The sequence below is a fragment of the Paenibacillus sp. FSL K6-1330 genome, assembly GCF_037976825.1.
In the GTDB taxonomy this organism is placed as follows: domain Bacteria; phylum Bacillota; class Bacilli; order Paenibacillales; family Paenibacillaceae; genus Paenibacillus_AQ.
On the sequence record NZ_CP150269.1, the window covers coordinates 4,817,851 to 4,829,817 of the forward strand.

General features: G+C 48.3%; 13 protein-coding genes. All 13 read right to left on the reverse strand.

Translation table 11 applies throughout. From position 1 onward, the window contains the following. Positions 1-52 precede the first annotated feature (52 nt). The 13 genes from NYE54_RS21750 to NYE54_RS21810 all read right to left on the reverse strand — a co-directional run bounded on the left by NYE54_RS21750 (position 53) and on the right by NYE54_RS21810 (position 11,926). On the reverse strand, positions 53-1,009 hold the full coding sequence (locus tag NYE54_RS21750) for a dipeptidase (protein WP_339266158.1): 957 nt from the start codon (positions 1,007-1,009) through the stop codon (positions 53-55). A gap of 91 nt (positions 1,010-1,100) precedes the next feature. Further along, a complete protein-coding gene (locus NYE54_RS21755; RefSeq protein ID WP_006211249.1) occupies positions 1,101-1,361 on the reverse strand; it encodes a stage V sporulation protein S in 261 nt (86 codons plus the stop codon). Between the two features lie 129 nt (positions 1,362-1,490). Beyond that, entirely contained in the window at positions 1,491-2,285 is a 795-nt protein-coding gene (locus NYE54_RS21760) for a TIGR00282 family metallophosphoesterase (RefSeq protein ID WP_339273605.1), read from the reverse strand. 136 nt (positions 2,286-2,421) lie between these two features. Next, positions 2,422-3,963 carry a ribonuclease Y gene (rny, locus tag NYE54_RS21765; protein WP_076324926.1) on the reverse strand — a complete coding sequence of 514 codons (1,542 nt, stop codon included), beginning with the start codon at positions 3,961-3,963 and terminating at the stop codon, positions 2,422-2,424. Between the two features lie 359 nt (positions 3,964-4,322). Continuing rightward, positions 4,323-5,060, reverse strand: a complete 738-nt coding sequence (locus NYE54_RS21770; RefSeq protein WP_339266160.1) for a RecX family transcriptional regulator — start codon at positions 5,058-5,060, stop codon at positions 4,323-4,325. 139 nt (positions 5,061-5,199) lie between these two features. Next, positions 5,200-6,261 (reverse strand): recombinase RecA, encoded by a 1,062-nt coding sequence (recA, locus tag NYE54_RS21775; RefSeq protein ID WP_076324928.1) that lies wholly within the window; start codon positions 6,259-6,261, stop codon positions 5,200-5,202. A gap of 288 nt (positions 6,262-6,549) precedes the next feature. After that, positions 6,550-7,812, reverse strand: a complete 1,263-nt coding sequence (locus tag NYE54_RS21780) for a competence/damage-inducible protein A (RefSeq protein ID WP_339266162.1) — start codon at positions 7,810-7,812, stop codon at positions 6,550-6,552. A gap of 109 nt (positions 7,813-7,921) precedes the next feature. Further along, entirely contained in the window at positions 7,922-8,509 is a 588-nt protein-coding gene (pgsA, locus tag NYE54_RS21785; protein WP_076324930.1) for a CDP-diacylglycerol--glycerol-3-phosphate 3-phosphatidyltransferase, read from the reverse strand. Between the two features lie 259 nt (positions 8,510-8,768). Continuing rightward, positions 8,769-9,260 carry a YajQ family cyclic di-GMP-binding protein gene (locus NYE54_RS21790; RefSeq protein ID WP_076324931.1) on the reverse strand — a complete coding sequence of 164 codons (492 nt, stop codon included), beginning with the start codon at positions 9,258-9,260 and terminating at the stop codon, positions 8,769-8,771. 148 nt (positions 9,261-9,408) lie between these two features. Continuing rightward, positions 9,409-9,582, reverse strand: a complete 174-nt coding sequence (locus NYE54_RS21795; protein ID WP_144023504.1) for a DUF4175 domain-containing protein — start codon at positions 9,580-9,582, stop codon at positions 9,409-9,411. Between the two features lie 77 nt (positions 9,583-9,659). Further along, positions 9,660-10,652 (reverse strand): helix-turn-helix domain-containing protein, encoded by a 993-nt coding sequence (locus tag NYE54_RS21800; RefSeq protein ID WP_076324932.1) that lies wholly within the window; start codon positions 10,650-10,652, stop codon positions 9,660-9,662. Between the two features lie 47 nt (positions 10,653-10,699). Then, positions 10,700-11,467 (reverse strand): DUF3388 domain-containing protein, encoded by a 768-nt coding sequence (locus NYE54_RS21805; RefSeq protein WP_076324933.1) that lies wholly within the window; start codon positions 11,465-11,467, stop codon positions 10,700-10,702. A 204-nt stretch (positions 11,468-11,671) separates the two neighbouring features. Further along, complete coding sequence (locus NYE54_RS21810; protein WP_076324934.1) at positions 11,672-11,926, reverse strand: DUF3243 domain-containing protein; 255 nt, start codon at positions 11,924-11,926, stop codon at positions 11,672-11,674. Positions 11,927-11,967 lie beyond the last annotated feature (41 nt).

The following is an 11,967-nucleotide window of genomic DNA, read 5'->3' on the forward strand; positions in this document are numbered from 1 at the left end:
CAACAGGATTGTCAAAGTTATCCTCGAATCATGGTCGTTATGCGAAAGGTTACTATGCTTGAGTTGACAATGAAGGTAAATTCTGCTCAAGAAAACGGAGGGCATACTCCGACATCCAGCCCTTGACCATCGATTCAGGATAATGTTTAAGCAGCAGCTCCTGAAAATCCGAATACTGGCCCGGATGCTCAAGTCCGGCTACCCATTGATCAATCCCGTCGAAATCCGAACCAAACATGATGTGCTTCTCTCCGCCCATCTCACAAATTTTCTCGATGTGCGGCAATACGTCCTCCGGCTTGACACGCTCTACACCGCTGCGGATAAACCAGGGCACAAACGTGATTCCGATCATCCCGTTTAGCGCGATTAATGCCCTTATCTGTTCATCATTCAAATTCCGGGGATGCTGGCAGACGGAGTACGCATTGGAATGCGAGGCGATAATGGGTCGCTTGGTCAGCTCCGCGAGCTCCCAGAAGCCAGCTTGGGACAGATGGGACACATCCAGAATAATACCTGTCGAATTGCATAGCTCTACCAGTTGACGCCCCCGTTCTGTGAATCCCCCATTTCGCTGCTCCAATGCTCCATCTGCAGCCCAGTTCGCATAATTCCAGGTAATCCCCATAAAACGAACGCCCATCTCATACAAGAGCTGGACGTAATACAGATTCCCCTCCAGCCCGTCAACGCCTTCCAGCGACAGAACGCCGTATCGTCCATTCTTCCGTTGTCCGAACTCCTGGACTTGTTCTCGCCAGAGCAGTGGCTTCAGATGACCCGGTTTAACAATGCGTCTGCGGTAAGTATCTATTTGTCCCAGCACCCGTTCAAAGGAAGGTCTCCCCCATTTCTCCGATAAAAAAACAGCGAACACCTGAAGGGCCAGATCGCCCTCCTCCATGCGCTGCAGCGTTACATCCAAATGCGGGTCATCCACAAAGGAGGCTTGGGAATCTTCCCACATTTTGCTCAAAACATCACAGTGAAAATCAACCGTCCGCATCGCGCCATTCATCTCCCTTCTAAACTTATCACAGCAAAAAGCCTGTTTACACCAAGGAGAGTAAACAGGCTAATACCTCAACATTCGAAATTTATCTAGGTTCTACGATCAATTTAATTGCCGTCCGGTCTTCGCCATCAATCACAATATCCGTAAAAGCAGGGATACAAATCAAATCCACCCCGCTCGGTGCTACAAATCCCCGGGCAATCGCTACCGCTTTAATGGCCTGGTTCAGTGCTCCCGCCCCAATCGCTTGCAGTTCCGCCCCGCCTCGCTCCCTAAGAACTCCAGCGAGCGCCCCTGCAACTGAATTAGGATTGGATTTTGCTGAAACTTTTAATACTTCCATGGTAAGTACCTCCCCTGGGAATGTTGAGTGATGGTTTGCTTCCGCTTACTAGATGTTATTCGTGAGAGGGGAAAAAATTCCTGCTTTTTACCATCCGTTCCTAATTTAATTAAACGGATTCCGCCTTTTTTAATCCATCCGCCATTCGTCTTCGTACATGCGGATTTTCTGTATCTTCCGGGCTCTTCCCGTTTCCTCATCCATATCCACGCATACGGCATGGAACTGCCATTTGCCTTCGTCGACCTGGAAACGAGCAGGAAGCTGGGTCTTGAACTTATACATTACCGCATCGCGCTGCATGCCGAGGATGCCTTCCTTGGAACCGACCATGCCGGTATCCGTAATATAAGCTGTTCCTCCAGGCAGTATGGTGTCGTCATTGCTTTGTACGTGGGTGTGCGTTCCAACCACCATCGAGGCGCGGCCTTCCAGATGCCATCCCATGGCAATCTTCTCCGAGGTTGCCTCTGCATGGAAGTCCACCAGAATGCACTTCGTCTTCTGGAGAAGTTCATCCACAATGTCATCGGCTGCACGAAACGGGCAATCGATCGCTGGCAGGAATGTTCGTCCCTGTAAATTCACAATCGCTAGCTGTTTGCCGTTCCCTTTGATGATCGTGTATCCGCGGCCCGGTGTGCCGGGCGGAAAGTTTGCCGGACGAATCATGCGAGGCTCATCATCGATAAACTCAAAAATATCCTTGTTATCCCACGTGTGGTTTCCCAAGGTGATGCCATGAATGCCCCAATTAAAAAATTCATTGGCTATGGCCGAGGTAATGCCGCGTCCTGAAGCTGCATTCTCCCCATTGGCAATAATGATGTGCGGATTATATTTGGACTTCAGCTCCGGAAGGGAAGCCTTCAAAGCTTTACGACCTGTACTGCCGACAATGTCTCCGATGAATAATACGTTGATGTCAATCACTCCTTCAGGGATGCTTGTCCTGATTCCCGGCAAGACCGTTCCCGATTCATAAATGTCCGAACTGTATTTTCGGAAATTTCAAAGATAAAAAGTGGCCGGATTGCGGCCACTTTTTAAGGTCCAAACTCTATTTTGCGTAATCCACCGCTCGGGTTTCCCGGATAACGGTGACTTTGATATGACCCGGATAATCCAGTTCATTCTCAATCGTTTTGGTAATGTCGCGTGCCAAGCGGAATGCTTCAGCATCGTCGATTTTCTCAGGCTGTACCATGACACGAACTTCACGTCCTGCTTGAATGGCATAGGATTTCTCAACGCCTTCAAAGGATTCGGAAATTTCTTCGAGCTTCTCAAGACGACGGATATACGTCTCAAGCGTCTCTCTGCGTGCTCCCGGTCTGGCAGCAGACAATGCGTCAGCTGCGCCAACCAGCATGGCAATAACCGAAGTTGCTTCACAATCACCGTGATGAGAGGCAATGCTGTTGATAACCACCGGATGTTCCTTATACTTCTTCGCCAGCTCCACGCCGATTTCAACGTGCGATCCTTCCACTTCATGATCCAGCGCTTTACCGATGTCATGCAACAGTCCTGCCCGTTTCGCAAGCACGATGTCTTCGCCCAATTCGCCGGCCATCAGGCCAGTCAAATAGGCCACTTCCATGGAGTGTTTCAACACATTTTGTCCATAGCTTGTACGGAATTTCAGTCGACCCAGAATTTTGATCAAATCTGGATGCAAACCGTGAACGCCAACCTCGAAAGTGGCTTGTTCTCCGTACTCGCGAATGCGTTCGTCCACTTCCTTGCGGGATTTCTCCACCATTTCTTCGATACGAGCCGGATGAATCCGTCCGTCTGCCACTAGCTTTTCCAAAGCTGTACGGGCAATTTCACGGCGAATCGGATCAAAACCGGAGAGAATAACAGCTTCCGGAGTATCATCGATAATAAGGTCAATCCCTGTAAGGGTCTCAAGCGCACGAATGTTTCGGCCTTCACGTCCGATAATCCGGCCCTTCATTTCTTCATTCGGCAAGGTGACTACAGATACCGTGGTCTCAGCTACGTGATCAGCCGCACAGCGTTGAATAGCCAGCGTGATGATCTCGCGTGATTTCTTATCTGCCTCTTCCTTCGCCTGCTGCTCGATTTCTTTAATCATCTGAGCGGTTTCATGACGAACTTCCTGCTCAACATTACTGAGAATAATGCTGCGGGCATCCTCCATCGACAGGTTGGAGATGCGCTCCAATTCTGTCGTTTGTTTCTTGTAAATGGCATCGATTTGCTGCTGGGTCTCTTCTATTCGTTTCTCTTTGTTCGCCACTTGTTCTTCTTTACGTTCCAAAGATTCTATTTTTTTATCCAGCGACTCTTCCTTTTGCAACAATCTGCGCTCCTGCCGTTGAATTTCATTCCGGCGCTCACGAGTGTCTTTTTCAGCTTCGGCTCTGATTTTATGAACTTCGTCTTTAGCTTCAAGAACCGTTTCTTTCTTCAATGCTTCTGCTTCCTTCTTCGCACTTTCTACGATCTGCAAAGCGGCATGCTCGGCACTGGAAATTTTAGCTTCTGCAAGGGATTTGCGAATAAAATAACCGAACCCAAAGAATATAGCGGCTACAACGAGAACGATTATGATCCACCAAATTGGATGCATCTGATCACCTCCTCGTTGGTTCCTCCAAGGCATTCCTTGGGAAATGTGCAATTGTCAGGTTACTCATTCATACATAAAATTTTCCGGCAGTGGAAGCTGCCGTCCATACTGCGAACGCCGTATCACGTACGCAAATTCCGCCTTAACCAGCGGAATACATTTCACTATGAATTGGCGATTTAAGAATCTTTCACAAAGTAGTCACTTTTTTGGAAGGAAAAAGGATTCTAATTTATGATAAAAAGATTCATATTTATTTTAGTATTTATAAAAAGATATTGTCAAGGGAAAGCAATGGGTAAACGTCAGTTTCATCCAACGAAACCATTTCTTTCACGAAAAAGTGCCCAATTTGCCCTTTATTCGAAATCTTCCAGCCCATCGTCCCACTCGCCCTGTTGCTGATCCTCATCGACCAGACGTTTGAGTACCTGACGCACCTGGTCCCCGCCGAAGCCCCTACGCATTAAATATGCTCCCGTTTTACGTTTGCGATCCAGCATCTCCCCATGGGTTTGCTGCCATTTTTTCCGTCCCACGGCGAGCGCGCTCTCCAATTCGGCATCTGCACTGATCTCGCCCAATGCCTCGGAGATCAGCTCCGTGCCGATTCCCTTCTGTCTCAGCTCCTGTTTGACCCACAGCCGTCCCTTCTTATGGCTCGTCATGCGCTGCTCCGTCCACATCTTGGCGTATAACGCGTCATCAATCAGCTTGTCCTTCTCCAGGCGCTCCAGCGTTGTCTCTACGCTGCTCGGCTCGAAACCTTTTTGCTGCAGACGCTGGGTGATCTCCTTGGCTGTTCTTGGTTTCCTGGCCAGATGATTCAGCGCCTCTACGTAAGCCCGCTGTCGCTCATCGGCCACGATAATTTCTTCCAGCTCTTCCTTGCGAAAAACATTTCCCTTGAACATCCGGTATTTCAGCATCACATCTTCATGAACGGTCATGAGGTACGGACCAAACGCGATTTGGTATCGGTGTTTGGGCTTTTTCAGCATTTCGACTGAAGTTACAACCAAATCCTCGTGAGCCGGAAAATGCTCAATACCTGATGATTCTGCCTGCTCCGACATTTCTTTATTCTCTTCTTTCATATGTCGCTCCTCTCACTACCGCGCCATCCTGAGTAAAATAACCAAGACTGACTCTCAATTCTGGATAAATGCAAAGAAGACCGTCTGGTGTTACAAACACCGGACAGTCCTCAACACTTAATCGTTAACCAGCAATTTACTACTCTACTTTAAACAACTCTTGCTCTTCTATTTCCTCTTGTTCCTTATCCTTCTCGGAAGGCTCAGGAACAGCCGTAGTCAGATTGCTCGCTTCACGGATTTTGTTCTCGATAACACTAGCAATCTCCGGATTCTCCTTCAAGAATTGCTTCGCATTCTCACGTCCTTGGCCAAGACGGTCACCTGCATAAGAATACCATGCACCACTCTTATCCACGATATCGAGGTCCGTTCCGATATCGATTAGGCTTCCCTCTCTAGAGATGCCTTCACCGTACATAATATCAAGCTCAGCCTGTTTGAAAGGTGGCGCTACCTTGTTCTTAACAACCTTAATCCGTGTGCGGTTACCCACCACATCGTTCCCCATCTTGATGCTCTCAATTCGACGCACATCCAAACGAACCGTCGAGTAGAACTTCAGAGCACGTCCGCCTGGAGTCGTCTCAGGGTTACCAAACATAACACCAACCTTCTCACGAAGCTGGTTGATAAAGATGGCAATCGTTTTCGATTTATTAATAGCACCCGACAATTTACGAAGAGCCTGGGACATCAGACGAGCTTGCAGACCCACGTGGGAGTCCCCCATGTCGCCTTCAATTTCAGCTTTTGGAACAAGCGCAGCAACCGAGTCAATAACGATGACATCCACTGCACCACTGCGTACCAGAGCTTCCGCAATTTCCAACGCCTGCTCACCCGTGTCCGGTTGGGAGAGCAGCAATTCATCAATATTAACGCCCAGTTTGCTTGCATACGATGGATCCAGAGCATGCTCGGCATCGATAAATGCAGCCTGTCCACCAGCCCTCTGAACTTCCGCAATAGCATGGAGGGCCACTGTTGTTTTACCGGAGGATTCCGGTCCATACACTTCAATAATCCGGCCTCTAGGCAAGCCGCCGGTTCCTAAAGCTATATCCAATGCCAACGATCCGCTCGGCACAATCTCAACTTGCATGTGGGTGGATTCACCCAGTTTCATGATGGAACCTTTTCCGAACTGTTTCTCTATCTGACGAAGCGCCATTTCCAGCGCAGCACGACGATCTGACAATTGTTCCACAACCCTTCACTGTTGATAGTCATATCATACCTTGTTTTGACACGTTTGCCAAGCTTTTTTTCGAACATACATTCGTTTTTTTTATTCAACGCCCCTTCCGGTATATGCTCCATCCCCTATGTATAAAGAACAAGAACCGTGGCAACATCATTCGATATGCCACGGTTCTTCCGTATTTCCCATTATACTTGGAACTGTTCGTTAATTCAAGAAGAGGTACCAAGCAAGGTGTAAATTATTTACTTTTTTTGAAAAGCGGATATCTCTATTTTCGCAAAATTAATCTTGTTTGGAGGCAACAAGACGCTGCCAAAGCCGGTAGAGCAGCGCCTTCGTCGCACGGAGTCGGATCGTCTCACGGTTACCCTGGAGGTGCAGCTCATACACTTCTGTTTCTTTTCCCCGTTGAGACAATCCGATGTAAACAAGACCTATAGGCTTGCGTTCAGCGTACCCTGGACCTGCTACGCCCGTTACCGATAAACCAAAGTCGCTGTCGGTTACCATCCGAACATGATCTGCAAGCGCTTCGGCAACCTCCGCACTGACGGCTCCCGGCGCATCATCCCCCTCAAGCAGCGCATGCGGGATATGCACAAGCTTCTCCTTGATCTGGTTAGTGTAACAGACGATCCCGCCAAGGAACATCGATGCGCTGCCGGGGATGGAGGTCAGCGTCTCCGCTACAAGGCCTCCCGTGCAGCTCTCCGCGGCGCTCAGCGTCCAGCTATGATCTGCCATCATATCCACGATAACCTTCTCAATGGGCACATCCTCGTTAGCATACATAAACTCAGGGCCTCTCTCCTGGATCCGGGCTTCCAGTTCATTCAACCGGACCATCGCCTCAGCCTCGCTGGAGGCCTTCGTGGAGATTCGGACGGTGACCTCCCCTTCCTTGGCATACAATGCAATCGTCGGATCGGTCTGGGCCGTAATCAGGTCTTCCAGGCGCTTATCAAGCGCGGACTCCCCGATGCCTGCGAATTTGAGCATCTTCGAATAGATGGGAAGCTCTCCCGTAAGCACATGCTGCAGAAGCCAAGGCTTGGCCTCCTGCTCAAACATCGGCATCAGTTCTTTCGGCGGTCCCGGCAACACAATATAATGAGTGCCTTCATACGATACCGCGTTCCCGACGGCGAGGCCTGTTTCGTTCGGAAGGGGAGTCCCTCCCTCGATAGCCAGGGCCTGTCGCCGATTGTTCTCGGTCATTACGGATCCCCGTTCTTGGAAGAAACGTTCGATCCGGTCCATAGCCATCCGATCAATATGCAATGAACGATTCAGAAAGGATGCGAGCGCATCCTTCGTCAGGTCATCCTGTGTGGGGCCCAGGCCGCCGGACAGAAGCACGATATCGGCTCTGCTGCTGGACAGCCGCAAGGTCTCCTTGAGCCTCTCCATGTTATCCCCGACAACCGTTTGATAGTACACATCGATTCCCATTGAGGCAAGCTGTCTGGACAAATACTGTGCATTGGTATTCACAATCTGTCCAAGGAGAAGTTCGGTTCCAACTGCAATGATTTCTGCTTTCATGATTCGTCGATCCTCCTGTATCTTCTATCTCTTCACAATACTCGCCACTCGCCGTCACAAATTTATTACCCTGCGGAAGAAAAAAGCAATAGGATAGCTCCTATTGCCGTTATGCCCCGGTACCTTTAAGAAGATGCCTGTTCTGGACAAAATATTCGATTCCCGAATAGATCGTAATTATCGCGGCAGCCCAGATTGCAATGACATCAAACGGAATTCCCAAGAATACAAACGGGAAATTATTGATCAGAAGCGCGACAATTGCCACAATCTGAATCACCGTCTTGATTTTTCCTGATTGACCTGCTGCAACGACGGAACCTTCCAGGAGCGCAATTTGTCTCAAGCCAGTAACCGCGAATTCTCTGCTGATAATGACAACAGCAATCCATGATTCACATTTCCCCATCTCCACAAGCGATATGAGGATAGCTGCCACCAGCAGTTTGTCCGCGAGCGGATCCATAAGTTTACCCAGGTTTGTCACCATATTGTTTTTCCGGGCCAAATACCCGTCAATCCCATCCGTGCTTGCAGCAAGTATGAATATCAAAGCCGCAATCAATTGGTTATAGGGCAGGACAAAATCATTCCATACAATAGGAGCCGGATAAAAATCAAAATCCACCAGCAGAAAAATCATCATGACAGGGATCAAGCAAATGCGGGCCAACGTGATACGATTGGGTAAATTCATGGGGCAACCTCCCTTGCAACGGGTTGTCTTGAAATTTTCGCAGACCCCGCGACTGTTATCCATCTGTACTTCAATAGGGTCGCTCTTCCCAAGAGCCTAAAGGGTTTGAAGCGTGAAGCGCTGTCTGTCATATTCATCCCCCAGTGATCTATGTATACGTTAATCCTTATATATCGTTTTTTAGTATAATATTTCCGTTGACGCCCTGTCAAAAGAAACAACCTGTCCATCCAATCCTACGTGAGCCTGTGACGAGCGTTTATTTAAAATTGGTGAACTGCAGGTCCAGAGAAAGATCCGCTTTGCGAAGCAGCTGCATGATCTGTTGAAGATCGTCCTTGTTTTTTCCGGTTACCCGAATTTGGTCACCTTGAATCTGACTCTTGACCTTCAGTTTGGAATCACGGATCAATATATTGATCTTTTTCGAATTTTCCTGATCGATTCCCTGTTTTAAGGTCAAACGCTGGCGAACGGTACCCATGGAAGCCGGCTCGATTTTGCTGTACTCCACATTTTTCAGCGACAAGCCCCGTTTCACCATCTTGGTTTGCAAAATATCAATAACGGCGTTGAGTTTATACTCGTCATCGGATGCAATGACCAGTGCGTCCTTGTCCAGCTTCAAGCTGCTCTTGCTGCCCTTGAAGTCAAAACGGTTCTCAATCTCCCGCTCCGCCTGATTAACCGCATTACTAAGTTCCTGCATATCCATTTTGGATACGATATCAAATGAATTTTCTGAAGCCATGGTGAATCCTTCCTTTCATTAACGATAATGCTTCTATTATAGGTAAAACATAGAGACAAGTCTAATCCCATTAAGGATCAGCGGGTGGATCTGGAACGAAAAAGACTCCGCTTATCGCCAACACCCGGCGAAAACGAAGTCTGCTCCTTCAACTGCTAGCTTTCTCATCCTGCACCGGACGGCGGAACATGCTCAATATACCAAGCAAAATATGTGCCAGTCCAAAGCCTAATATGCCATATCCCCAGTCGCTTGGAATCAAATAATAGCCCAAGAGGCTGACGATGACGCCTAATCCGAATATAATCCAGTTGACCGTCACGAAAGCAACACCTCTTCCATGAAGCGAAATAACAGCATGCAGCTGCATGCTGTTATGATGGCCTGGAGGTGAGACAATTATTCTACATCCGTAGTGCCTGTAGAGTCAGTAGTACTGGTATCCGTAGTCCCTGTGGAACCATCTGCCGGCTCCAGCAAGATACGCGACGTTGATTTCCCATCTGTTACGGGCTGGCCGCCAACCGTAATGGTGGTTGCAGCGGAATTCCCCGATTTCACGTAGAGTCCCTGGCTATCCAGGTCAAAGCTGAGCGCAGCACCATTCTCAAGCATTTGGAAAGCCAGCTTCTCCCCGGAGGTATTGTAACCACGATACACTTCTACCCAGCTCTTTCCTTCACTTGTTGCCACAATTTCAACCTTCACAGACGAGCCTGATACCTTAAATACGGTGTTCTTGCCTTCCGTCCGGTCCTGCGTCACCGTAGTTGCTCCAGGCGTTGTATTCCCTGGTTCATCGATGTCCGTGCCATCTGTTCCATCCGTTGCGTCTGTTCCTTCACCGTCTGTGCCTTCGTTACCTGTACCGTCCGTGGCGTTATCGCCGCCCTGCGCTCCGTCACCTGGCGTGGCGGGATCCGTATTGCCAGAATCTTCCGGCTTTTGCGCTTGATCCGTCTGCGTCTGGTCATTATTGCTTACCTGAGGTTCATCCTTAGGCTCATTCGAATTGATTGCCACCAAATAAATGACGACAACGATCAGAATCGGGAATGTCCACATCAGCAGAGTAGGCAGCCATTTCATGTTCCGTTCGGCTGAAGGTCTGGTGGCACGCTTTTGAATAACCGGCTCCATGGTCGCTTCCGGTTCGGATTTAGGCACATCCTGTTTATGGCCTTCAAGCAGTTCGTCCGGGTCAATCCCCACCGCTTCCGCATAGGTTTTGATGAATGCCCGCACGTAAAAACTGCCGGGAAGTACTTTGTAATCCCCTGCCTCGATGGCTTCCAAGTATCGCTTGCGTATTTTTGTCATTTCCTGCACATCATCAAGGCTCATCCCTTTTTGTAGACGCGCCTCCCTCAATTGCTGTCCCAGTTCGGACATGCCATCACCTCCTACTTTAGAATTTCGTGGTCAAAGTCAAAAAAATATTATAAATCGTCACTATAAGAACCCGTGAACGTATCATAAACGATTTCCTCTTCCGGATTGTTTCGCAATTCGATTATAATGTCGAAATCATCATAGGAATATTCGGATTCGCGAACAAAAATATCCGGATGCTCGATCACCTTCGTGCTCCCCATCCCCATAATATCCTGCAGGAGTTGATAGTGGCGCTCATTCGATCGGATCGTGCTGACAATCCCGTCAATGATGAAAACGTTGTTCGAGTTCATCTCGTCCTCAGAGAGTTGACTGCGAATGGTTTGGCGGAGCAGCGTAGAGGAGACAAACGTCCAGCGCTTCATCGCGCAGACACTGCCAGCGATAATGGACTCGGTTTTGCCGACGCGAGGCATTCCGCGAAGACCGATGACCTGATTACCTTCCCTTTTGAACAATTCACCCAAAAAATCAACAAGTAAACCGAGCTCATCACGCGTAAAACGAAACGTTTTACGATCATCCGAGTCCCGGTCAATATATCGTCCATGTCGGACAGCCAAAATATCCACCAGTTTTGGGGGTCTCAAGGCTGTTACCGTAATATTTTTCATTTTGTTTAACATTTTGCCCATCAGGATAATTTTTTCTTCATCATCCGTTTCCAGCAGCATTCCGCGAGTTTGGCCTTCAACGCCGTTAATTGTCAGGATGTTGACTTCGAGCATACCTAACACGGATGCAATGTCACCGAGCAAACCAGGTCGGTTCTTATGTATCTTGTATTCCATGTACCATTGATTCGATTCCACAAAGACACCTCTTTGCACTTCTTTTCCATCAATATTCGACAAATTTCAGCGAAAATCGCACGCAAAAACAGGTCAAATGAAAAATGGGTCACGTTAATGATATATAAAATAAAAATGAAAGGCAAGTATTAACGATGACATGAAAATTACATTCTTTTTTCTTGACAAAAAGCCCCCGTTGGCGGGGGGCTTTTTGCAAGAGGGTTATGCGTTGTTCTTGGCCAGTTTCACCATCAGACGCGCGATAACGTGGCGTTCTTCCTCGTTACCTACATCCCACAATTCTTTCAGTGCCCGGTTGGATGAGTTTTGCGGATCAACCTTCTCATCAAGGAAATCACCAATTTCATAAGCCAGCTGAGAAATGGTGTCTTCACTCATACCCGCTTTCTCGGCTTGAACGACACGATCGCCCAGGAATTTCTTCCAAGAATCAAAGTTTTTGATTACGGATGACATGAGTTAAATCCTCCTTTTGCGTGGTGGCAATTCAGATTTAA